The organism is Rhodococcus indonesiensis, assembly GCF_047782815.1.
In the GTDB taxonomy this organism is placed as follows: Bacteria; Actinomycetota; Actinomycetes; order Mycobacteriales; family Mycobacteriaceae; genus Rhodococcus; species Rhodococcus indonesiensis.
Window position 1 is genome coordinate 4641880 of sequence record NZ_CP180630.1, and the last position, 21438, is coordinate 4663317.

Here is a 21438-nt window from a genome sequence, read left to right on the forward strand (position 1 = left end):
ACACGTGGCCTTCCGCTCGCATCCTCCGCAGTACCCAGCGACACAGAAGCTACTGATAATCGTTGTCGTTAGCAAGACTGGTTGTGCCGGGGAATTCGGAGGCCGGTGCGAACGGTGGCCCCCGAAGGTCCGGCAGCTCGTGCCGGTCCGCCGACCGAGCCGGGGCTCGATACCACCCCGGCCGGCGACGCCGGGAAAGCCCGGAACAGCGCGGGAATCGGAAGCGTGACGAACCACCGGCGGGCCGCTCACTTCGCCGCGTCATGCACCTCGTGCAGGTCGGAGGAAGTCGCACGGAAGATCTCGGCACGGACCGTCAGGACGGCGTCCCGATGCGCTGCATCGGTGGCGACGTTGCAGCCGAGCGCGAGATCCTCGAGGAGGAGACCCCGATGGGCCGCGAGGATGCGTGAGGCGACGGACCGTGCCGCGCCCGGTGACGCGCCCGCGGCCTCGATCGCCGCGGCCATGGGGTCGAGCCATTCGGTTACCACGGGGACGAGGAATGTCTGCTGCAGCTCGGGATCCCGCGTCGCTGCGGTATAGATCTCGAAGAACATGGCGGTTCGCCGGCGCCCACCCGGCGTGTGCGCGTCTACCCAGGCCATCTCGAGCCCCTGCGAGATCACGGAGGTCACGTGGGCGGCGGTCACCGACGGCGACGACTCGTCCACCGAGAGATCGCGGATCCGCAGGAGCAGCTCCCGCGACGCGGCCAGATGGGTCACCAGAGTGCGGTCGACGATCTCGGCGATCAGGTTCTCACGACTGCCGAAGTGGTGGAGGAGATTTCTGGTCGACGTTTCGAGCCGCTCGGCCAGCGGACGCAGAGTGAGACCGAACAGCCCGCGCTCCTCGGCGTAGGCGCAACAGCCCTCGAGGAGTGCGCGCCGACGCTCGACATCCTTGTGGCGACCCATGCCGGCGAGTTTATACTCCACACGTTTCATGAATCAAACGTGGAAGGAAGAATGGTGATGCAGGCACTGTCCCGCGACGAGATCCTCGGGTCGTTCGTCAACAGCTCGCGCAGCAGGATCAGGACGGTGACGTTCCCACCCGACTTCGACGCGGTGCGCTGGGCGGAACTCGACTTCTTCGGCTGGACGGACCCTCGAGCTCCGCTCCGCGCATATCTGATTGCCCAGCGCGCCGAGCACACGGTCGGCATCGAGTTGCGCCAGGCCGACACCGACGGGTCCCGGTCGCGCAGCACGATGTGCACCCTCTGTCACGCCGTTCACCGCGCCGGTGGGACGTCGCTGTTCACGGCGCGCAAGGCCGGCGCCGGCGGCAAGGCCGGAAACAGCATCAGAACCTACATGTGCAGTAACTTCGCATGCTCACTGTATGTGCGGGAGCTGGCGCCTCTGCCCGGCAATCAGCCCGATCGAGCACTGCCCACCGAGACTCGGATCCGGCAACTCGAGACTCGACTCGGCGGATTCGTCGGGCGGGTGTTGGACGAGCAGGATCCGTGACCACGCTGTGCACTACCCGGGCGGCGCCGTCACCCGGGCGTCTTCACGCGAAGGACCACAGTCCCAGCGTGTCGCGCAATGTGGTCCCGGGGTATGCGGTGCGAAACAGGCCGCGGCGCTGCAGTTCCGGGACTACCAGGTCGACGAAGTCGTCCAGCGAATCCGGATACGCCGGACACATCAGGTTGAATCCGTCGCAGGCGCCGGCGACGAACCACTCCTCGATCCGATCCGCGATCGCCTCGGGCGTGCCGATCATCGTCGCGTGCCCTCCTCCGGCCGCGAGGTAGCCGAGCAGTCCACGCAGTGTGGGCCGGTGCGATCCGATGATCCGTTGCACCGTTGCGTAGCGACCCTGGGGGCCGGAGAACTGGTCGATGGGCGGTAGGTCGGCAACCGGCGCGTCGAGATCGTGGCCCGTGTAGTCCTGACCGGTGAAGACGCCGAGCTGGGCGAGCGCGGCGTCGATGTCGATCAACGCGTCCAACGTCGCCTTCTTTGCCCGGGCCTCGTCCTCGGTGCGACCGACATAGGGGACGAGGCCCGGAAGTATCGCGATCGACGCGGGATCTCGTCCGGCGGCGGCAGCGCGGCCACGCAGATCGGTGGCGAAGTCGAGCGCCATGGTCGAATCCCACGAAACCGAGTACACCGCTTCGGCGTGCCGCGCTGCGAGGCTGCGTCCGGTCTCCGACGCTCCTGCCTGGAACAGCACCGGACGCCCCTGTGGGCAGCGCGGGACGGTGAGCGGACCGTCGACGCGGAAGTGCTGACCGCGGTGCTCGATCCGACGGATGGCGTCGGCGTCGAGGTATCGACCGGCGGCGCGATCGACGGCGATGCCGGCCTCGTCCCACGAGTCCCACAGCGCAGTCAGCACCTCGATGAACTCCTCGGCGCGGCCGTAACGCTCGGCATGGTCCGGCAGAGCGTCGAGCCCGTGATTGCGGGCCTCCGCGTCGAACATCGAGGTCACGATGTTCACCCCGGCCCGTCCACCGCTGATGTGGTCCAGCGACGCGAGCATCCGCGCCGCATGGAACGGTGTGTAGAAGCTCGCGGACACCGTGGTGACCAGCCCGATGCGTTTCGTCGCGCGCGCCATCGCGGACAGCGCGGTCAGGGGTTCGAGAAACCACGTGGTCCCGGCCGTGTAGCTCGGATTCACGCAGTGACCGTCGGCGAAGAACACCGCATCGAAGCAGCCACGCTCGGCTGTCCGAGCGAGTTCCTCGAAGTAGGTGATGTCCCCGATTCGCTCCGCCGCGGACGTCGGATGCCGCCACGCCGCCGAATGATGGCCGACACCATGGAGAAAGGCATTGAGATGGAGGGTGCGGGACAGCATCAGTTCATCACCAGCCCGCCGTCGACCACGAGGTTCTGACCGGTGACTGCTCGCGACCAGTCGGAAGCGAAGAACAGGACAGCGGCAGCGAAGTCCTCCGGGGTGGTGACCTTCCGCAGGGGCGTGGAGGCGGCGATCAGTTCGAATACCTCCTCGGGGGTCGCTGCCGATGCGTCGGTGGTGCGCAGCAGCCCACCGGAGACCATGTTCACGCGGATGCCTTCAGGCCCCAGGTCTGCCGCGAATGTGCGGGTCAGCGACAGCAGTGCTGCCTTGGCGGCGGTGTAGTCGTGATACGGCACCACCGGGTTCTGGAACAGGTTGGTGCCGATATTGATGACGCTGCCGCCGCCGGCCTCGCGCATGCCGGGCAGAACCGCCTGGATCGTGTTGACCGCGCCGCCGACGATACCGTCGAGTTGAGCGGCGAAATCGCCGTAGCCAATCTGGTCGGCTCTGCGGCGCGCGTCGCCGTTGAAGGAGAAGTCGGGCAGCGCGTTGTTGACGACGGTGGTGACCGGTCGGCCGAAGTGCTTCCTGGCCTGTGTGAGCATGGCGTCGATCTGGGCGGGGTCGGTCACGTCGGCGGCCAGCGCGACAGCGCGGTCCGAGCCGATCTTCTGGGCAAGGGCGTGGGCGGCGTCGCTGCTGTTGCGGTAGTTGACTACGACGGCGGCGCCCTCGTCGGCGAACGACTGCGCGAGGTGGTGACCGAGACCGCGCCCGGCGCCGGTGACGAGTACCGTCTGGTTCTGCAAGAGCATTGTGTTGTTTCCCTTCGGTGGGAAGGGGTTCACCGCAGCGACGGACCACACGGCCGCGCCGGCTCGGCATCCCTTCGCTCGCATGATCGAGATCAGGTTCGACGGGTCTGTCTCTCAGCCGTTTCCGGCACCCCGTGTCGAGTCCGTCGCAAGACTACCCCGGTTATGCCCGTCCGTCGAACATCACTGTCACTTCGGGCAACTCACGAGACTGCCCGGGGTCCCAGCCGGCACGAGGACGACGTGCACGGCAGCATTGTTCCTCGCAGCAGGTCACGTCCACAGATCGACGAAGTGGTGGACAGGGCCGTGGCCGCGACCGACATGCAACTCCCTGCCTGCTTCGATGCCTGCGGTGAGCCACCGTTTGGCTTCCTCGAGCGCGGCATCCCAGCTTTCTCGCTGCGGCCGAAGGGTAGCCATGGCTGCCGACAGCGAGCAACCGGTGCCGTGCGTGTTCGAGGTGCGTATGCGGGGACTGTCGACCACGACCGCATCGTCCTCCCCCGCTACAGGGCCGATGACGGTGTCGTAGACGGTGTCTCCAGGAAGATGTCCGCCCTTGGCCAACACCGCCACCCCGTAGCGATCGGCAATCTCATGGGCCTGCCCGAGCAGTTCCTCCCAGGAGTCGGCCGGAGACGTGGAACTGAGGACTGCGAGTTCGGGAACGTTCGGCGTGATCAGATGGACCTGGGGAATGAGGTCTTCGAGCGCGCCTTCGGCCTCGCGGCTGAGCAACCGGTCGCCGCTGGTGGCGACGATGACCGGATCGAGCACAACCACGGGGGGCGCGACCGTGGCAAGCCATTCGGCGACGGCTTGCACCTGATCGGTCTCGGCGAGCATGCCGATCTTGACGGCGTCGACGGTGACATCGTCGCTGACCGCTTCGAGTTGAGCGGTGAGAAACGATGCCGGAGGAAGGTGGACACTGCGCACGCCGCAGGTGTTCTGGGCGACCAACGCCGTGACCACCGCCATTCCGTAGCCTCGATGCGCGGCAATGCTCTTCAGGTCCGCCTGGATGCCGGCGCCGCCGGTCGGATCCGTACCGGCAATGGAAAGCACTCGCGGCGGTGGAACAGCAGACATCGTCATTCGGACATCCCTTCGCTAGTACGAACTAGAGCAGGTTCGACGGGTGTGATCTCAGCCCTCTTACCCGGGCACCCCGTGTCGAGAGGATCATAGGCGTCGACTTCGTTCGGCGGCCCCGTGGGTCTGGGCTGTGGCGGGCCCACTTGCCGCGCCCACCCAGGCGGGCCGCACGGCAGAAGCGTGGGCCCGAGGACCGAAAGCGTTCGTGCGGAACGTTCTTGTCCAAGCAGTGTGCCGGTCGACCCGCGTCTCGCCGAATGTGCGAACTCGTCGACGGGTTTGCTGTTGGGGTGGCCGCAGACGGCAGGGGACATGGTGCGGCTGACCCCCTGACGGTAGGCTGGACGCTGTGAGTAGGGCCAGTTCGGCGCGCCAGCGGTTGCTCGCTTTCGGTTCCGGAGAAGACTTGTCGCGACGCGCCCGATTGTTGAGCGACGTCCACGACGCGGTGATGTCCGGCCGGACGCCGCCGGTGCCTCCGCGTGACGTTGTCGCCCGGTCGTGGTCGCGTCTCCAGGCAGACGGCGTCAGTCCCGCCCGGTGTGAGGACGTGGTACTCGCGGACGTCTCCGAACTCGAAGCGCGCCGTGCACGAAGCGCCCTGAGGTCGGTTCTGCCCGAACTACGCGGCACCTTGACCGAAATGGCGAGCGACGCGAACTTCATCGTGGTCGTCGCTGACTCGGACGGGGTGGTGCTGTGGCGAGAAGGTGCACGTGACGTGCAGAGGGAAGCCGACGTCCTCGGATTCGTGGAAGGCGCCCGCTGGTCGGAGAAGTCGGTAGGCACCAATTCTGTCGGCACGTCGCTGGTCGAAGACGCTCCGGTACAGCTTTTTTCGGCCGAACACTATGCCCGGTCCCACTACGGCTGGTCGTGTACGGGGTCACCGGTCCACGATCCACGCTCCGGCGAGGTCCTCGGCGTACTGGATATCAGCGGGTCGGCGATGTCGGTGCATCCGGCCACCGTGGCCCTCGTGCAGACGGCTGTGCGGTTGGCCGAGTCGATGCTCTGGCGCGAGCATGCCGTCCACCTCGACAGGCTCCGTACCGATGCGGCGCCGGTGCTGGCAAGGACGTGCGGGCCTGCCGTCGTCGTGGACGGTCACGGATGGGTCGTGGCAGCCAGCGGCATCGGCGTTCCCGAACGACTGGCCTCACCGGAGGCCGACCGACCGCTGCTCGTGCCCGGTCTCGGACTTTGCGTACCCGAACCGCTCGGTGACGCATGGTTGGTGCGCCGCCGCGCGGAACGGGCGGCCATCCGACTCGAACTCGACCTGGGGACGGCCCCTCGGGCGACGGTGCGGGGGGAGATGGAATGGACGCGTGCCCTGTCACCGCGGCACGCGCAGATTCTGAGGGTATTGGCACGTACCCGGTCGGCCGGCATCGATGCCGCGTCGTTGAGCGAGGCCCTGTTCGGCGACCGGGACCACATCGTTGCCGTCCGCGCCGAGGTCTCCCGGCTGCGCAAGAGCCTCGGCCCTGTGCTGACGCCCCAGCCGTACCGGTTCGCTGACGGTGTCGAAGTTCGTGTGATCAGGTGACATTCCGCCTCCGAACCTGGTCGCTCCGATTCGGCGCGGCGCGCGAGGCAGAGGTGCGCGCAGCGACGAAGTCGCGCAGGTCCGCACGTAGTCGGGGGTGCAGTCGTAAGGCGGCGGGGCTGTCGAGGATCTCCCCCAGCCGGGTCAGGTAACCGGCTGGGGTCATTCCGAATTCGACCAGAAGGTCTCCGGGACTTCCGCCGCCGTAGGGCAGCCAGCGACGGGCGAAGTCGATGATGCGGTCGTCTTCGGTGGCGGAACTCATGTGGGTCGAACTCCTGGCGGGTGCGATTCGGCGAGATGACTGAGGGGAGAAGTGAGTTCACGGTCGTGGTGGGCCATGGCGTCGGCGTAGAGGCGGCCGGCGCGATACGAGGAACGCACGAGCGGCCCCGCCAGGACGCCGGCGAAACCGATCTCCTCGGCGGCTTTCGAGTGTTCGACAAATTCTTCCGGCTCGACCCACCGCTCGACCGGGTGGTGTCGCGGCGAGGGACGCAGATACTGGGTGATGGTGAGGATGTCGCAGCCGGCATCGTGCAGGTCGATCATCGCCTGCTGCACTTCCTGTGGGGTCTCCCCCATACCGAGGATCAGGTTCGATTTGGTGATCAGGCCGAAGTCGCGGGCCGCGGCGAGCACACCGAGCGAGCGTTCGTAGCGAAACGCGGGACGGATCCGCTTGAAGAGCCGCGGCACGGTCTCGAGGTTGTGGGCGAGCACCTCGGGCCGGGAGTCGAACACCTCGGCCAGCAGGTCCGGCCGTCCGCTGAAGTCGGGGACGAGATTCTCGACGCCGGTGCCGGGGTTGAGGGCGTGGATCTGTCGGACGGTCTCGGCGTAGAGCCATGCGCCGCCGTCGGGCAGGTCGTCGCGGGCAACCCCGGTGACGGTGGCGTACCGAAGTCCCATCGCCTGCACGGACTCGGCGACGCGGCGGGGCTCATCCCGGTCGAGGTCGGCGGGTTTGCCGGTGTCGATCTGACAGAAGTCGCAGCGGCGCGTGCACTGCCGACCGCCGATCAGGAACGTGGCTTCGCGGTCTGCCCAGCATTCGAAGATGTTGGGGCAGCCGGCTTCCGCACACACCGTGTGCAGTCCTTCGCGTTCGACCAGGCTCTCGAGTTCGGCGTACGCGGGACTGTTCTTGACGCGGGTCTTGATCCAGTTCGGCTTGCGTTCGACGGGGGTTTGCGCATTGCGGACCTCCAGTCGAAGCAACCTGCGGCCCGACGGGACCGGCGCGTCGGGTGTTGTTCCAGGTATGGGATTCACGTTTCGTTCGATTCCTGGGCGTGGGTTCCCGCCGAACCGCGGTTCCACGCGGGTCCGCGGTTCGGCGGGACTTGCTACATGTTGATCGGACGGCCCAGCGCGGCCAGAACCGATTCGTGCATCGCCTCCGACAGCGTCGGGTGCGCGAAGACGACCTCGGCGAGATCGTCGGCGGTCGCCTCCAGGGATCGAGCGATGCCGAATCCCTGAATCTGCTCGGTGACATCCGGGCCGACCATGTGGGCACCGAGGAGTTCGCCGCTGTCGGCGTCGAAGATCGTCTTCACGAACCCGTCGGCTTCGCCGATCGCGAGCGCCTTTCCGGACGCCTGCAGATCGAACTGCCCGATCTGCAGGCGACGGCCGGTCGCACGGGCTCGTTCTTCGGTGAGACCGAGGCTGGCGACCTGCGGCCGCGCGTAGGTACAGCCCGGAACGTAGTCGCGGTCCAACGGCCGGACGTGATCCGCACCGGCGAGCTTGTCCACACACAGGACGGCTTCGTGGCTTGCCTTGTGGGCGAGGCAAGGTGCGCCCGCCACGTCACCGATCGCGTACACGCCGAATGCGGTGGTGCGACACCACTGGTCGGTGGTGACGAATCCGCGATCGACCTCGACACCGAGTTCCTCGAGACCGAGGTCCTCGACGTTGCCCTGGATTCCGGCCGCGACGAGTACTCTGTCCACGGTCGACTCGTCGATCGTTCCGTCGGCCGACCGGACGGCCACGGTGACGGCGTTCGTGCCGACCGTCAGTTCGGACACCGAGGCGCCGGTGTGAATCCTGATGCCTCGCTTCTCGAACTGCCGCCGTACATGGCCCGCGACGGCAGCGTCCTCGATCGGCATGATCTGCGGGGCCAATTCGACGAGGGTGACGTCGGTGCCGAGATCGTTGTACAGACTCGCGAATTCGACGCCGATGGCGCCGGAGCCGATGACCAGCAAGGACTTCGGAAGCTCCGACGGGACCAGAGCCTCGAAGTATGTCCAGACCCGGTCGCCGTCGGGCACGACACCGGGAACCGAACGGGGCCGGGCCCCGGTGGCCAGGATGACGTGGTCGGCCCGGTACTCGGACACCGACTCGTCCGCGGCCGTCACGGCGACGACTCCCTTGTCGAGCAGCCGCGCCGACCCCCGGACGACGTCGATGCCGTTCTTCTTCATCAGGTAGCCGATGCCGTCGGACAGTCGCCCCGACACCGACCGGCTGAACTCGACGAGGCGTGCCATGTCGAATTCCACACCGCTGGCACTGAACCCGAGCGGCCGAAGGTTCGCCAGCGTGTGGGCGACATCGGCACCGTGCAGCAACGCCTTGGTAGGGATGCACCCCCAGTTCAGGCAGATCCCCCCGAGCCGGTCCCGCTCGACGACGGCGGTGCGCAGACCGTGCTGCGCAGCACGGATGGCCGCGACATAGCCACCCGGCCCGCTCCCGACGACGATGACGTCGTACTTCTCTGTCATGGTGTACCTCTCAGACGAGCATCAGCGCGGGTGACTCGACGAAACGCCGGAGTTCTCGCAGGAAGGTGGCGCCGAGCGCGCCGTCGATCACCCGGTGGTCGCACGAGAGCGTGACGGTGAGCATCGTGCGCGCAACGACCTGACCGTCGACGACGACGGGACGCTCCTGTCCGGCACCGACTGCGAGGATGGCGCCCTGCGGTGGGTTGATGATCGCGTCGAATTCCCGCACACCGAACATGCCGAGATTGGACACCGTGAAAGTGCCGCCCTGAAACTCGTCGGCCGTCAGTTTCCCGGTCTTGGCCTTGGTCACCAGCGACTGCACCTCCCCGGAGATCTCGGCGAGAGTCTTGCCATCGGCCCCGCGCACGATCGGGGTGATCAGACCCGACGGCAGTGCGACAGCCACCGAGATGTCGGCACTTGCATAGCGCAGCACCGACTGTGTCGCCTCGTCGAACTGAACGTTGACATCGGGTACCTTCCGCAGCGCCGCGGCACACGCCTTGACGACGAAGTCGTTGACCGACAGCTTGACGGCGGGCACGGTCGCATTGATCTTCGTCCGCAAGGCGAGAAGGTCGTCGATCTGCAGGTCCGCGGTGAGCCGGAAGTGCGGGGCGCTGCGCTTCGACTCCTGCAACCGCTGCCCGATCGCCTTGCGCATCGCCGTGAACGGAATCGTCTCGAACTCCGCCTCCGCGACGGGTTCGGGCGCTGCGACGACTTCCGGTTGCAGCCGGAACCGGCGCTCGGCCTCGCGAACGTCGGCCTCACACACCCGGCCGCGTGAACCGGTGGCGCGGCAGTCGTGCAGATTGATCCCGAGGGATGCGGCCAGACGTCGGGCCACGGGGGTTGCCGGGATGGCGGTGTCGTCCTCGAAGGAACGTCCCGGAATACCTGACGGCGTCGGCGACGGCTGTGGTGCGACGGTTCCACCGCCCGCCCGGATCGTGTCGTGGATGTCGGCAACGGAGATCCGGCCGCCCCGGCCGGTCCCTGTCACACGGGCCAGGTCGATCGACAACTCGTCTGCCAGGCGGTGGGCGTGCGGGGTCGCAAACACGTCACCGTTCGTCCGTCCTCGCAGGGCAGCGGGAACGATCGTCGCACCGGGACGCTGACGGGACCCGGTGGCCGCCCCGGTCACCGGTACCGATTCGTGGGCCGCCGACGCCGGCGGGCTGCTCTGGAGATCCGGCTGCGCGGCGGTGGGCTGTCCGCCCGGTGAGCGCCCGGACTCGGCCGGGGTCGGCAGCTGGTCTGCCCCGATGCCGGCGAGGAATTCCTCGATTTCGGCGTCGGAGACTGCAGCCTCGGCGGACACCGCCAGCACCGCACCGACCGGCAACGTCTCCCCCGGCTTGGCGACGACCCGTCGGAGCACCCCGTCGAACGGCGCCTCCAACTGGTTGGCGATCTTGCTGGTCTCGATCTCGCAGATCAGGTCGCCCTTCGAAAAGGATGCTCCCTCCTCGACCAGCCACTCCGCCACGGTGCCTTCCTCCATGGACAGGCCCCACTTGGGAACTTCGATCAGTTTGATCTCACTCATGTCAGGCACTCACAACCTTGCGGACGGCGGCCTCGATCCGAGCGGCGTTCGGCAGCCACGCCTGCTCGAGGACCGGGGAGAACGGCACCGGGGTGTGCGGCGGGGTGACCAGTTCGATCGGCGCCTTCAGTGACCCGAACGCACGCGTCGCGATCAGCGCGGCGACGTCGTGACCGAACCCGCAGCGCGCCGCGGACTCGTCGGCGATCACTACCCGGCCGGTGGAGGCGACGGATTCGAGGATGCCCTCCTCGTCGAGGGGCGACACCGTGCGGGGGTCGACGACCTCGACGGAGATCCCCTCGGCAGCCAGCTTGTCCGCGGCGGTGTTGGCGGCGTTCACCATCGCCGACAGCGCGATGATCGTGACGTCCGTGCCTTCACGGGTGTAGTTGGCGACACCGAACGGGATCGTGTACGGCTCGTCCGGAACCTCGCCCTTGACGTCGTAGAGTGTCTTGTGTTCGCAGAACACGACGGGATCGTCGTCGCGAATCGACTGGATCAGCAGGCCTTTGGCGTCGTAGGCGTTCGACGGGGCGACGACCTTGAGGCCGGGAACGGCGGCGAAGACGTTGTACGGTGACTGCGAGTGCTGGGCGGCGGCGGAGAATCCGGCGCCGATCATGCCCCGCACCACCAGCGGGGTGCGGGCCTTGCCGCCGAACATGTACCGGAACTTCGCGGCCTGGTTGTAGAGCGCGTCGTAGCAGACTCCGAAGAAGTCCATGAACATCAATTCGGCCACCGGACGCAGCCCGGTCAGAGCAGCACCGGCTGCCATGCCGATGATCGCGGACTCGGTGATCGGGGTGTCGATGACCCGGTCGGAACCGAACTCGGTCCACAGACCCTTCGTCACCCCCAGCACGCCGCCGAACGCCTCCACCTTCCCGGACTCGAGTTCCGGATTGGTGCCGGCGTGACCGCCGCGCAGGTCCTCACCGATCTGCACGACCGTCGCGTCCCGCTGCATCTCCTGCGCGAGTGCGGCCTTGATCGCTTCGCGATATGTCGTCTTCGACGTGGTCATTCTCGTTCTCTCTCTCAGTACGACACGTAGACGTCGGTCAGCAGGTTCGTCAGCGGCGGGTACTCGGCAGCTCGCGCCTTCGTGACGGCGACGTCGACCCGTTCACGAGCCCCGGCCTCGATCGCATCGAGTTCCTTCGCCGTGACCTTCTTGCCGTCGACCTTCGCGCGGAACTTCACCAGCGGATCCTGGGTCCTGCGGAGTTCGGCGACCTGCTCCGCGGTGCGGTACAGCTGCGCGTCGCCCTCGAAGTGGCCGTGCCAGCGGTGTGCCACCGCCTCGATGGTGGAGGGACCGCCTCCTCTGCGGGCTCGCTCGACCGCCTCGCGCGCTGCCTCGTGCACCTCGAAGAAGTCGGTACCGTCGACGGTGGTTGCGGGCATCCCGAACGACGCGGCGCGCGCAGCGATACTCGGTGTGCCGACCGCATAGTCGCGGCCGGTGGCCTCACCGAATCCGTTGTTCTCGATGACGAAGACGATCGGCAACTCGAGCACGACTGCCATGTTCATGGCCTCGAACACGGTGCCCTGATTGGATCCGCCGTCGCCGGTGAACGAGGCCGCGACACCGCCGTTCCCCAGGGTCTTGGCGCTCAGCGCAGCGCCGATCGCCAGCGACGGGGCACCGCCGACGATTGCGTTCGCGCCGAGCATGCCGACCGACAGGTCGGCGATGTGCATCGATCCGCCCTTGCCGTGGCACAATCCGTCGTTCTTGCCGAAGATTTCGGCCATCATCCCGTCGAGGTCACACCCCTTGGCAATGCAGTGGCCGTGCCCGCGGTGGGTGGAGCCGATGTAGTCGGTGTCGTTCAGGTTCTCGCACACACCGACTGCGATCGCTTCCTGCCCCGAGTACAGGTGGATGAACCCCGGGATGTCACCGGTCGCGTTCTCCTCGTGCAACCGGTCCTCGAATTCGCGGATCTCCGACATCTTGCGATACGCGCTCAGTAATGCACTCTTGTTCAGCGCCATTGCTCTCCTCTGCTTTCTGCCTGAGGGCCGGCCGCACAGGGCCAGGCCCCGAGCGTGACGAGACTTCGGGACGGTTCCCGTCTCACGCCGTGTAACCCAGGTCACGAATGTAGGGAGAGGGTGCGAGCCAACTCAACGTTGCAGCGGATTGCAGCCCGGACGCCGCGCGGGCACTCGCGGTGACAACCGGGTCGACCGCCGCACGGAACGCGGTTCGGCGGCGACCGCTGTGGCCTGCCCGAAGTGGGCCGGTGCCGCGGCTACCGGCCCATGGCTGGAACTCACAGCGAGTCGAGCAGATCCAGCGCCGTCGGAACGGCGGCCGGTGTCAGCACTCCGAGGCCGAACGAGGCCACCGGTGCTCCGATCGGCCGGTGGCGCAGAGAGAACACCGCTATACCCAGCAGGATCAGCCAGGCACCGACCACCGCGACACGGATCGGCGTGACCCCCAGCAGTGCCCCGATGCTGCAGACGCCACCCAGCAGCACCCATCTCCAGCGCAGATTCCGCTCACAGAACGCCCGGATGCGCGGCTCGCTCACGCCCCGGGTCGGGTTCTGCCGGTCAGTGGTCGTCGTAGTGCCCCTCGTGCGCGGCGTGCCGATGCCCGTCGTGGATGTAGTCGACGTGGTCGCCGTGCGGGACGGCCACGTGCCCACAGCCCTCGCCGTGGGTGTGGTCGTGTCCTTCGTGGACGTGGTGCTCGGTGGGCTCGCACTCGTCGACGTGCCCGTCGTGGGCCCGGTGCAGATGCCCGTCGTGCACGTAGTCGACGTGGTCACCATGCGGGACGGCTACGTGCCCGCAGGATTCGCCGTGGGTGTGGTCGTGGTCTGCATGCTCTCGGTGGTCGGTCATCGCTGGACTCCTGCGTCGGGTTACGGCACCCCTCGTTCAGTATCCCATCGCGACCGGCGGTGAAGACCCGTCTCGGGCGCACACCTCGGACACCGTTCTCCGGCGGAGACCGCCGCGGCGCGAGTCGGAACAAGACCGGCACGGAGCGAGAGGCGGGTCCCGGTACCGACGGGCAGTCGACACTTCGGCACCGCAGACCGACTCGCAGTAGGAAACCTCGACCGACCGACCGATGTGCCGGACCCCGGCTCGAGAATCCGGCTGTGCCGACTCAGGTAGTCCCGGCGTCTCCGATACGCCGGTGTCGGATCACGCGCCCGGGTGGTGGCCCGGACGCAGTTCCCTGGTGGCGGAGCAGGACGCGCCGACGAATCGTCGTCGGCGCGTCCCGGTCGGGAGATTCCTCAGAGCCACTGTCCGCTCTGGACCGACAGCAGGCGGTCCATCGCATCCGGCGACCACGTGCTCTCGGGGGGCTCGGGCGCCCGGCGGCCCCGGCGCGGGGCGCCGAGTTCGGGGTAGAGACTGCGGGAGACCTCCCGGGCGGCGTCCACCACGAGCGGTGCGACCCGCTCGAGCTGCGCGGTGCGGGCGTCGCCGCACAGCGAGATCGCCGCAACCGGACCGTCGTGCCCGCGCACAGCGACGGCGACGCATGCGACGCCGCGCACGGACTCGCTGCGCTCGAACGACAGACCGCGCCGCTGCCGGATCCGGCTGAGTTCCTGGTGCAGAGTCGCGAGGTCACCGATGGTGTGTTCGGTGCGGCGGGCCAGGCGCCGCTCGTACAGGTCGTCGACGCGCTCGGGCTCGAGCCAGGCGAGCATCGCCTTGCCGCCGGCGGTGGTGTACGCCGGGGCCCGGCCGCCCACCCGCGACGGCAGTGCCGTGGCGAACCGGCCGCCGACCTTGTCGAGGTAGACGCTCTCGGCCCCGTCGAGGACGGCGAGATGAACGACCATGCCGGTCTGCATGTGCAGCTCGTGCAGGAGCGGCGCCGCCGACGCCCGGATCTCCCCGTGGCCACCGTCCCCGCCGCCGAGACCGAGCGCCCGCCGGCCGAGGCAGTAGCCGAAGGATGCGTGATCGACCCAGTTCAGCTTCACGAGCTGATCGAGGATGCGGTGCACGGTCGAGCGGGGCAACCGGGTGCGGCAGGCCACCTCCTCCAGCGTCAGCCGCGAGGACCGGCCCTCGAACGCGTCGAGGATGAGTGTCATCCGTTCGACCATCGACGGCGGCACGTCGCGCCGCGGGGCGGAGGTAGCTGTCGGTTCCGTTGCTTCGACGACTGCCATCTGCGGCCTCCCGATACTTCTGCTCCCGGGGGGAGCGGGAAAACTGAAATGAATTCTGAAAGTGTATCAGCTCACTCTCGCCACCAGTAGTGATCGGGGGCGCGAATTTCCCACCTGCGACCCTCGCGCGCCTCGCATCCGCGGTCGACCCCGGATCCCGCTCATCGGAACGTCGGCCGCGACGGAGCGGCGCGGTCCGGTACAACGGACCGACACCCTCCCAGTCCCGGCAGCGGAGAGGCTCGCATGCGCATCGGAATCGTCAGCCCCGTCGTGGTCCAGCACCCCGGCGTGCACTCCCCGTGGGAACGCACCGCCGGCGTCGACGACCTCGTCCGGGTGGCCCGGGCCGCCGATCGGCTCGGCTTCCACCATCTGACCTGCAGTGAGCACGTCGCCGTCCCGGTGGACGTCGCAGCCGCCCGCGGCGGCACCTACTGGGATCCGCTCGCGACCCTGAGCTATCTCGCCGCCCGGACGCAGCGCATCCGGCTCGCCACCCAGGTACTCGTCCTCGGCTACCACCACCCGCTCGAGATCGCCAAACGCTACGGCACCCTCGACGTCCTCAGCGGCGGGCGGCTGACGCTCGGCCTCGGGGTGGGCAGCCTGCGCGAGGAGTTCGACCTCCTCGGCGCATCCTTCGAAGACCGGGGCCCCCGCGCCGACGACGCCCTGGCCGCGTTGCGCGCCGCGTTGTCCCGACGCCTGCCGGAGTACCACGGCTCCTATTACGAATTCCAGAACCTGCTCGTCGAGCCGCACGCCGTCCAACCCCGCGTCCCGCTGTGGATCGGGGGGCGCACGCTGCGCTCGCTGCGCCGCGCCGTCGCCCACGGCGACGGTTGGGTGCCGTTCGGGCTGCCCCTGCCCGATCTGACCGCGATGCTGGGCCGGGTGGACCTCCCGGCGGGCTTCGACGTCGTTCTCGACACCGGGGCGCCCCTCGACCCGCTGGGCGCGCCCGAGCGCACCGTCCGGTCCCTGGAACGACGTCGCAAGGCCGGCGCCACCGTCGTAGGGGCGACCGTCGCCGCGACCGACGTGACCCACTACTGCGAACAGCTCGAGTGTCTGCGGGCACTCGGCACCGACCTGGGGCTGGACTTCGCCCCGGCCGAACCATCCGAACAGGAGACCCGATGACCGACACCGCAGCGACCGACACCGCAGAGCTCGTCCAGTCCCTCCTCGCCCGCGTCCAGCTCCTCGAGGACAAGATCGCCGTCCAGGAGATCGTCACCGCCTACGGCCCCGCCGTCGACGCCGGTGACGCCGACGCGGTGGGCGAACTGTGGACCGAGGACGCCGTCTACGACGTCGACATGCGAATCATGAACGGCCGCAAGGAGATCATGGAGATGGTGCGCACGCGGCCGCACCAGGACTACATCCACGAAGGATGCGGACACCTCCTCGACCCCGTGCACATCCGGGTCGAGGGCGACACGGCCGTGGCCACCTGCCACTCGCAGCTGCTGCGTCACGACGAAAACGGCTTCCGCGTCTGGCGCGTGACGGCCAACCGCTTCGAACTCGTCAAGAACGACGGCCGGTGGCGGATCCGCAAGCGCACGGCCCGGGTGCTCGACGGCCGCGACGAGTCGCGTGAGCTGCTCGCCCGCGCCGGCCGCTGACCCGGCCGCTGACCCGGTGACGGCCGGCCCCGCATCCGGGGCCGGCCGTGTGCGTGTCCGACCGCGTCAGGCGTCGACGGTCGCGTTCTCGAGCGTCGCCTTGGCCCACCGGTAGTCCGCCTTCCCCGCGGGCGAACGCAGCACCTCGGGAACCGGCACGATCGTCTTCGGGATCTTGTACCCGGCGATCAGGGTCCGGCAGTGGTCGGTCAGTTCCCTGGCCGAGGGCGCTGTCACCCCGGGACGGAACTGCACGGCCACCGAGACCCGCTCACCCAGGAGCGGGTCCGGGATGCCCGCCACGACCGCGTCGAGGACGGCCGGATGGCTCTTGACGGCCTCCTCGACCTCCTCCGCGTAGACCTTCTCGCCGCCGGTGTTGATGCAGGCCGAGCCCCGGCCGAGCACGACGATCGAGCCGTCCGCCTCCACGGTGGCCAGGTCACCGAGCAGGCACATGCGCACGCCGTCGCGTTCGGGGAACGTCGCCGCGGACTTGTCCGGGTCGTTGTAGTAGCCGAGGGGGACGTGGCCGATGCGAGCGAGGTAGCCGATGGTCTCCGAGCCGGGCTCGACCTCGGTCAGATCCGTGTCGACCACCCGCAGTGTCGGCGACGGGGAGATCCGGGCACGCCCGTCCGCGCCGGCGTCGACGGTGCCGGTCGCGCCCGCTTCCGACGAGCCGAAGGAGTTGCGCAGGTAGACGTTCGGCAGCAACTCCGCCAGTTGCGCGCGGACACTCGCCGACCACAGCGCTCCGCCGGAGCCGATGACCAGCAGAGAACTCAGGTCGAACTCCTTGCCGCGTGCGGCCACCGCGTCGGCCAGCGGCCGGCTGATGGCGTCGCCGACCACCATCACGATCGCGATCCGGTGCCGGTCGATCAGGCGTAGCGCCTCGATCGGCTCGAACGACCGCATCAGCACCTGCTTCGCACCCGCGAACAGCCCCATCAGCACCGAGTACATCGCGGCCCCGTGCATGAGCGGCGCCGTGACGAGATAGGACATCGGGTGCTCGTTCGCCGCGGCGGCCGCGGCGAGATCGGCAGAGCTGCGGTGCGGTTCGCCGTAGGGGTTGCCGCCGGCCAGCGCCGCGAAGTAGAAGTCCTCGTGCCGCCACATCACTCCCTTGGGCATGCCCGTCGTGCCGCCGGTGTAGAGGATGTACCGGTCGTCGCCGCTACGCTCACCGAAATCCCGCTCCGCCGAGGCGCTCTCCACCGCTTCCGCATACCGAGCCACGGTCGCACCCACACCTGCCGCAGCCTGTTCGAGTGCCGCCGTCTCCGCACTTCCGACGACGACGATGCGCCGCAGCTGTGAGGTGTGCGGCACGGCCTGCGCCGCGACGTCGGCGAACTCGTCGTCGATCACGAGTGCCACGAGGTCTGCATCGGTGTAGAGGTGCACGAGCTCGGCACCCACGTAGCGGAAGTTGATGTTCACCGGCACCGCGCGAATCTTCAAGCAGCCCAACATGACCTCGAGGAATTCGAGGCTGTTGCGCATGTGCAGGCCCACATGATCACCTGCCGCCACCCCGACGGCCGCGAGGTGGTGCGCGACCCGGTTGGCGCGGGCGTCGAACTCGGCGTACGTCCGGGACTCGTCCCCGCAGATCAGGGCCGTCCGGTCGGGTATCGCATCGACGACGGCCTCGGTGAGATCGGCCAGGTTCAGAGACATCGCGGGTCCTTCCGGGGTTCGTGGGTGGGTGAGGACGCGCACGACCACGCGATCGTCGCGTGTGTGCCGCGGATCACAGCGGCCTAAGTAGAACATATTCTCGTTTCGGGATCAAAGGCCGGACAGCGACGACGGGGAGCCGGGTCCCGGGCCTGGCTGCAGTCCCCGAGGACCGCCCCGCCATCCGGGGACCACGGTCCGAGGACGCCCTTGCGCAAGTAATAGAATGAATACTAGTTTTCAGTCATCGTTCCGCACCTCCGCACGGACCCAAGGAGCCCACCATGACCCAGAACACGACCCTCGACGGCCGCACCGCCGTCGTCACCGGAGCAGGCGCCGGCCTCGGCCGCGCCGAAGCCCTCGCCCTCGCCGACGCCGGTGCCGCCGTCGTCGTCAACGACATGGGCGCCGCCGCCCACGACGTCGTCGACGAGATCCGCGCCGCCGGAGGCCGCGCCGTCGCCGTCACCGGCGACGTCTCGGACTGGGCGCTCGGCGAGGAACTCGTCCGCACGGCGGTCACCGAGTTCGGATCGATGGACATCCTGGTCAACAACGCCGGCATCCTGCGCGACAAGATGATCTTCAACCTGTCCGAGTCGGACTGGGACGACGTGATCCGGGTACACCTCAAGGGCCACGCTGCGACGTCGCGCGCCGCGGCCGTGCACTGGCGGCAGGCGTCGAAGGACGCGAACGGACCGGTCTACGGCCGCGTGATCAACACCTCCTCCGAGGCGTTCCTGTTCGGCTCGGCCGGGCAGCCCAACTACTCGGCCGCCAAGGCCGGCATCACCGCCCTGACCCTGTCGACCGCCCAGGGCCTGTCGCGCTACGGAGTGCGGGCCAACGCCATCTGCCCGCGCGCCCGCACGGCCATGACGGCGGACGCGTTCGGCGAGAGCAACACCGGCGCGTCGGGCCTGGACCCGCTCGCGCCCGAACGAGTGGCCACGCTGGTCCGGTACCTCGCCTCCCCCGCCTCCGACAAGGTCAACGGCCAGGTCTTCGTCGTGTACGGCAAGATGGTCGCGCTCATGGAGGCCCCCAAGGTCGAGCACCGCTTCGACGCCGCGGGCTCCGCGTTCACCGTCGACGAACTCGGCGACCAGCTCTCGTCCTACTTCTCCGGTCGCGGCCCGTACGAGACCTACGCCGCCTACAGTGTGGCCGAGCTGGAGAAGGTCGCGCTCGCCACGGGCGACCCCGTCGACGCATGAGCGGAAGGGACACGGTCGTGAAACTGAGCGGGAAGACGGCCGTCGTCACCGGCGGTGCGGGCGGGATCGGCCGCGCCGTGACCCGGGTGTTCGTCCGCGAGGGCGCCCGCGTGCTGTTCGTCGATGTCGACGACGACCGCGGCCGCGCGCTCGAAGCCGAGCTGACCGGCGCCGGCGGCGAGGCGAAGTTCCTGCAGGCCGACATCTCCCGGCGCGAGAGTGCGGAACAGATCCGCGATGCCGCCGTCGCGGCGTTCGGCGGCATCGACATCCTGGTCAACAACGCGCACGCGTCGCGCCAGGCACCGCTGCTCGAGCACACCCCGGAGATGTTCGAGCTGTCGTTCGGCACGGGCTTCTACCCCACCGTGCACCTCATGCAGGCCTGCTACCCCCAGCTGAAGGAGGCCCGCGGTTCCGTCGTCAACTTCGGCTCCGGATCCGCGCTCGACGGCATGCCGACGCAGACGTCGTACGCGGCGGCCAAGGAGGCGATCCGGGCGGTCAGCCGGGTGGCTGCGAACGAGTGGGCCGCCGACGGCATCCGCGTCAACGTCGTGTGCCCGTTCGCCGCGACCGAAGGCGTGCAGGCCTGGCAGCAGGCCTTCCCCGACCGGGCGGCCGCCGCGGCGGCGAAGGTGCCGTTGCAGCGCATCGGCGACCCGGAGACGGACATCGCGCCGGTGGTGGTGTTCCTCGCCTCCGACGACTCGAAGTACATGACGGGACAGACGCTGATGGCCGACGGCGGCAGCATCAAGCTGCGCTGATCGGCCGCCGGCCCACCGCGCCGGGTTCCGTCGCGCCGGGTCCATCGCACTGAGTGGGACACCCGGTCGACAGCGCCGGCGCCGCGTGGAAATCTGCGTCCTACAGGCCCGCCGGCCGGTGTCGTACCCGGCCGGCGGGCCGCTTCCATACCCGGCCTGCCGCACGGCAGGTCACGCCCGTACCGTCCGAGAGAGGGTTTCGACCGCATGGCTGCCTCCTCCCCCCTGTTCCGCCCGCTCCGTGTGCGTTCGCTGGAGCTGGCGAACCGCATCGTGATGTCACCGATGACGCGGTCGTACTCGATCGACGGTGTGCCGGGCGAGGACGTCGCCGCGTACTACCGGCGGCGGGCCGCGGGCGGGACCGGCCTGATCGTCACCGAGGGTGTCGCCATCGATCACCCGACGGCCGTGGACAATCCGCGGGTGCCGCGCATGCACGGCGCCGAGGCGCTCGCGGGCTGGCGCCGGGTCGTCGACGAAGTACACGACGCCGGGGGCCGGATCGTCCCGCAGCTGTGGCACGTCGGACCGCTGTGGGGCGCGATGAGCGCGGTCGATCCCGCGCTGAAGCCGATGCGCCCGTCGGGCAGCTGGGGCACCCTGGGCATCACCTCGTACCCGGAGGACTACGTCGCGTGGGCCACCCGGCCGACGGAGGCGATGACCGAGCAGGACATCGCCGACGTGATCGCAGCCTACGCTCGCGCCGCTGCGGCCGCCGCGGAGGCCGGATTCGACGGCATCGCGCTGCACGGCGGGCACGGCTACCTGCTGGACTCGTTCCTGTGGGAGGGCACCAACACCCGTACCGACGCGTGGGGCGGTGACCTCGAGCGGCGCACCCGATTCCCCGCGGCCGTCGTCGCGGCCATCCGCGCCGAGATCGGCGACGATCTGCCCATCGTGTTCCGCTTCTCGCAGCACAAGCAGCAGAACTACACCGCGCGCATCGCCGAGACGCCCGACGAACTGAAGGTGATCCTCGGTGCCCTCGTCGAGGCCGGCGTCGACATCCTCGACGCGAGCATCCGGCGTTTCGACACCCCCGCCTTCGAGGGCAGCGACCTCTCCCTCGCCGGCTGGGCCAAGCAGCTGACAGGCGTGACCACCATGGCCGTCGGCAGCGTCGGCATCGGCAAGTCGCTGCGGGAGAGCCGGATCAGCGGCTCGGCCCCGATCGACGACAACGTCCACGAGGTCGAACGGCGGATCGACAACGGCGAATTCGACCTCATCGCGGTCGGCCGCCTGCACCTGGCCGACCCGGCCCTCGCGACCACCCTGCGGTCCGGGGGGCCGTTGCCCGAATTCGACCGCGCGATCCACGAAGCGTCGCTGACCTGACCCCGAACGGGCGGGTGCGCGGCGGTGACGACAGGAGGCCTCC

General features: G+C 68.7%; 21 protein-coding genes and 2 riboswitches. Of the genes, 7 read left to right on the forward strand and 14 right to left on the reverse strand.

What is annotated here, in order from left to right:
* Positions 1–248: 248 nt before the first annotated feature.
* Positions 249–920 (reverse strand): TetR family transcriptional regulator, encoded by a 672-nt coding sequence (locus ACM26Y_RS21215; RefSeq protein WP_416061870.1) that lies wholly within the window; start codon positions 918–920, stop codon positions 249–251.
* Positions 921–977: 57 nt separating this feature from the next.
* On the opposite strand from ACM26Y_RS21215, the gene ACM26Y_RS21220 reads away from it, so the two are divergent.
* Complete coding sequence (locus ACM26Y_RS21220) at positions 978–1481, forward strand: FBP domain-containing protein (protein WP_416061871.1); 504 nt, start codon at positions 978–980, stop codon at positions 1479–1481.
* 43 nt (positions 1482–1524) lie between these two features.
* Here the strand turns inward: ACM26Y_RS21220 and ACM26Y_RS21225 are convergent, their stop codons facing one another.
* The 3 genes from ACM26Y_RS21225 to thiD all read right to left on the reverse strand — a co-directional run bounded on the left by ACM26Y_RS21225 (position 1525) and on the right by thiD (position 4694).
* On the reverse strand, positions 1525–2829 hold the full coding sequence (locus tag ACM26Y_RS21225) for an LLM class flavin-dependent oxidoreductase (RefSeq protein ID WP_416061872.1): 1305 nt from the start codon (positions 2827–2829) through the stop codon (positions 1525–1527).
* Entirely contained in the window at positions 2829–3593 is a 765-nt protein-coding gene (locus tag ACM26Y_RS21230) for a 3-oxoacyl-ACP reductase (RefSeq protein ID WP_416061873.1), read from the reverse strand. The genes ACM26Y_RS21225 and ACM26Y_RS21230 overlap by 1 nt, the downstream gene beginning before the upstream one ends.
* Positions 3594–3645: 52 nt before the next feature.
* A riboswitch (TPP riboswitch) is annotated at positions 3646–3738 on the reverse strand.
* A 128-nt stretch (positions 3739–3866) separates the two neighbouring features.
* The gene (gene thiD, locus ACM26Y_RS21235; protein ID WP_416061874.1) at positions 3867–4694 is read right to left on the reverse strand and encodes a bifunctional hydroxymethylpyrimidine kinase/phosphomethylpyrimidine kinase; all 828 of its coding nucleotides are present in this window, start codon (positions 4692–4694) and stop codon (positions 3867–3869) included.
* Positions 4685–4780, reverse strand: a riboswitch (TPP riboswitch). (Overlaps the previous gene by 10 nt.)
* Positions 4781–5118: 338 nt before the next feature.
* Here thiD and ACM26Y_RS21240 point away from each other — a divergent pair.
* Positions 5119–6246 carry a GAF domain-containing protein gene (locus ACM26Y_RS21240; protein WP_416063724.1) on the forward strand — a complete coding sequence of 376 codons (1128 nt, stop codon included), beginning with the start codon at positions 5119–5121 and terminating at the stop codon, positions 6244–6246.
* Here the strand turns inward: ACM26Y_RS21240 and ACM26Y_RS21245 are convergent.
* From ACM26Y_RS21245 to ACM26Y_RS21285, 9 genes are all read right to left on the reverse strand, one after another.
* A complete protein-coding gene (locus tag ACM26Y_RS21245; protein ID WP_003934784.1) occupies positions 6239–6511 on the reverse strand; it encodes a DUF3263 domain-containing protein in 273 nt (90 codons plus the stop codon). The genes ACM26Y_RS21240 and ACM26Y_RS21245 overlap by 8 nt on opposite strands.
* Positions 6508–7521: a lipoyl synthase gene (lipA, locus tag ACM26Y_RS21250; RefSeq protein WP_416061875.1), complete on the reverse strand. Its 1014-nt coding sequence runs from the start codon at positions 7519–7521 to the stop codon at positions 6508–6510. Before lipA ends, ACM26Y_RS21245 begins: the two co-directional genes overlap by 4 nt.
* 74 nt (positions 7522–7595) lie before the next feature.
* Positions 7596–8996 carry a dihydrolipoyl dehydrogenase gene (gene lpdA, locus ACM26Y_RS21255; RefSeq protein WP_416061876.1) on the reverse strand — a complete coding sequence of 467 codons (1401 nt, stop codon included), beginning with the start codon at positions 8994–8996 and terminating at the stop codon, positions 7596–7598.
* A 10-nt stretch (positions 8997–9006) separates the two neighbouring features.
* Entirely contained in the window at positions 9007–10557 is a 1551-nt protein-coding gene (locus tag ACM26Y_RS21260) for a 2-oxo acid dehydrogenase subunit E2 (RefSeq protein ID WP_416061877.1), read from the reverse strand.
* A gap of 1 nt (position 10558) precedes the next feature.
* Positions 10559–11590, reverse strand: coding sequence for an alpha-ketoacid dehydrogenase subunit beta (locus ACM26Y_RS21265; protein WP_017679840.1), 1032 nt, complete (start codon positions 11588–11590; stop codon positions 10559–10561).
* Positions 11591–11604: 14 nt separating this feature from the next.
* On the reverse strand, positions 11605–12570 hold the full coding sequence (locus ACM26Y_RS21270; protein ID WP_416061878.1) for a thiamine pyrophosphate-dependent dehydrogenase E1 component subunit alpha: 966 nt from the start codon (positions 12568–12570) through the stop codon (positions 11605–11607).
* A 281-nt stretch (positions 12571–12851) separates the two neighbouring features.
* The gene (locus ACM26Y_RS21275; RefSeq protein WP_416061879.1) at positions 12852–13115 is read right to left on the reverse strand and encodes a hypothetical protein; all 264 of its coding nucleotides are present in this window, start codon (positions 13113–13115) and stop codon (positions 12852–12854) included.
* 22 nt (positions 13116–13137) lie between these two features.
* The gene (locus ACM26Y_RS21280) at positions 13138–13431 is read right to left on the reverse strand and encodes a hypothetical protein (RefSeq protein WP_289378065.1); all 294 of its coding nucleotides are present in this window, start codon (positions 13429–13431) and stop codon (positions 13138–13140) included.
* 404 nt (positions 13432–13835) lie between these two features.
* Positions 13836–14729, reverse strand: coding sequence for an IclR family transcriptional regulator (locus ACM26Y_RS21285; RefSeq protein WP_040781113.1), 894 nt, complete (start codon positions 14727–14729; stop codon positions 13836–13838).
* A 246-nt stretch (positions 14730–14975) separates the two neighbouring features.
* Here ACM26Y_RS21285 and ACM26Y_RS21290 point away from each other — a divergent pair, with 246 nt between their 5' ends.
* Entirely contained in the window at positions 14976–15875 is a 900-nt protein-coding gene (locus ACM26Y_RS21290) for a TIGR03619 family F420-dependent LLM class oxidoreductase (protein ID WP_416061880.1), read from the forward strand.
* A complete protein-coding gene (locus tag ACM26Y_RS21295) occupies positions 15872–16366 on the forward strand; it encodes a nuclear transport factor 2 family protein (protein ID WP_003934795.1) in 495 nt (164 codons plus the stop codon). The genes ACM26Y_RS21290 and ACM26Y_RS21295 overlap by 4 nt, the downstream gene beginning before the upstream one ends.
* 66 nt (positions 16367–16432) lie before the next feature.
* Here the strand turns inward: ACM26Y_RS21295 and ACM26Y_RS21300 are convergent, their stop codons facing one another.
* Positions 16433–18055, reverse strand: coding sequence for an acyl-CoA synthetase (locus tag ACM26Y_RS21300; protein ID WP_416061881.1), 1623 nt, complete (start codon positions 18053–18055; stop codon positions 16433–16435).
* A gap of 284 nt (positions 18056–18339) precedes the next feature.
* Here ACM26Y_RS21300 and ACM26Y_RS21305 point away from each other — a divergent pair, with 284 nt between their 5' ends.
* The 3 genes from ACM26Y_RS21305 to ACM26Y_RS21315 all read left to right on the forward strand — a co-directional run bounded on the left by ACM26Y_RS21305 (position 18340) and on the right by ACM26Y_RS21315 (position 21395).
* A complete protein-coding gene (locus ACM26Y_RS21305) occupies positions 18340–19278 on the forward strand; it encodes a 3-oxoacyl-ACP reductase (protein ID WP_416061882.1) in 939 nt (312 codons plus the stop codon).
* A gap of 17 nt (positions 19279–19295) precedes the next feature.
* Positions 19296–20048, forward strand: a complete 753-nt coding sequence (locus tag ACM26Y_RS21310) for an SDR family NAD(P)-dependent oxidoreductase (RefSeq protein WP_054371312.1) — start codon at positions 19296–19298, stop codon at positions 20046–20048.
* A 207-nt stretch (positions 20049–20255) separates the two neighbouring features.
* On the forward strand, positions 20256–21395 hold the full coding sequence (locus ACM26Y_RS21315; protein WP_416061883.1) for a 12-oxophytodienoate reductase: 1140 nt from the start codon (positions 20256–20258) through the stop codon (positions 21393–21395).
* The last annotated feature ends 43 nt before the right edge of the window (positions 21396–21438 follow it).

Excerpts from the sequence above, each read along its gene's own strand:
- ACM26Y_RS21215 (WP_416061870.1), bottom strand. The coding sequence starts at position 920 with ATGGGTCGCCACAAGGATGTCGAGCGTCGGCGCGCACTCCTCGAGGGC.
- ACM26Y_RS21220 (WP_416061871.1), top strand. The coding sequence starts at position 978 with ATGCAGGCACTGTCCCGCGACGAGATCCTCGGGTCGTTCGTCAACAGC.
- ACM26Y_RS21225 (WP_416061872.1), bottom strand. The coding sequence starts at position 2,829 with ATGCTGTCCCGCACCCTCCATCTCAATGCCTTTCTCCATGGTGTCGGC.
- ACM26Y_RS21230 (WP_416061873.1), bottom strand. The coding sequence starts at position 3,593 with ATGCTCTTGCAGAACCAGACGGTACTCGTCACCGGCGCCGGGCGCGGT.
- thiD (WP_416061874.1), bottom strand. The coding sequence starts at position 4,694 with ATGACGATGTCTGCTGTTCCACCGCCGCGAGTGCTTTCCATTGCCGGT.
- ACM26Y_RS21245 (WP_003934784.1), bottom strand. The coding sequence starts at position 6,511 with ATGAGTTCCGCCACCGAAGACGACCGCATCATCGACTTCGCCCGTCGC.
- lpdA (WP_416061876.1), bottom strand. The coding sequence starts at position 8,996 with ATGACAGAGAAGTACGACGTCATCGTCGTCGGGAGCGGGCCGGGTGGC.
- ACM26Y_RS21260 (WP_416061877.1), bottom strand. The coding sequence starts at position 10,557 with ATGAGTGAGATCAAACTGATCGAAGTTCCCAAGTGGGGCCTGTCCATG.
- ACM26Y_RS21265 (WP_017679840.1), bottom strand. The coding sequence starts at position 11,590 with ATGACCACGTCGAAGACGACATATCGCGAAGCGATCAAGGCCGCACTC.
- ACM26Y_RS21270 (WP_416061878.1), bottom strand. The coding sequence starts at position 12,570 with ATGGCGCTGAACAAGAGTGCATTACTGAGCGCGTATCGCAAGATGTCG.
- ACM26Y_RS21280 (WP_289378065.1), bottom strand. The coding sequence starts at position 13,431 with ATGACCGACCACCGAGAGCATGCAGACCACGACCACACCCACGGCGAA.
- ACM26Y_RS21285 (WP_040781113.1), bottom strand. The coding sequence starts at position 14,729 with ATGGCAGTCGTCGAAGCAACGGAACCGACAGCTACCTCCGCCCCGCGG.
- ACM26Y_RS21290 (WP_416061880.1), top strand. The coding sequence starts at position 14,976 with ATGCGCATCGGAATCGTCAGCCCCGTCGTGGTCCAGCACCCCGGCGTG.
- ACM26Y_RS21295 (WP_003934795.1), top strand. The coding sequence starts at position 15,872 with ATGACCGACACCGCAGCGACCGACACCGCAGAGCTCGTCCAGTCCCTC.
- ACM26Y_RS21300 (WP_416061881.1), bottom strand. The coding sequence starts at position 18,055 with ATGTCTCTGAACCTGGCCGATCTCACCGAGGCCGTCGTCGATGCGATA.
- ACM26Y_RS21305 (WP_416061882.1), top strand. The coding sequence starts at position 18,340 with ATGACCCAGAACACGACCCTCGACGGCCGCACCGCCGTCGTCACCGGA.
- ACM26Y_RS21315 (WP_416061883.1), top strand. The coding sequence starts at position 20,256 with ATGGCTGCCTCCTCCCCCCTGTTCCGCCCGCTCCGTGTGCGTTCGCTG.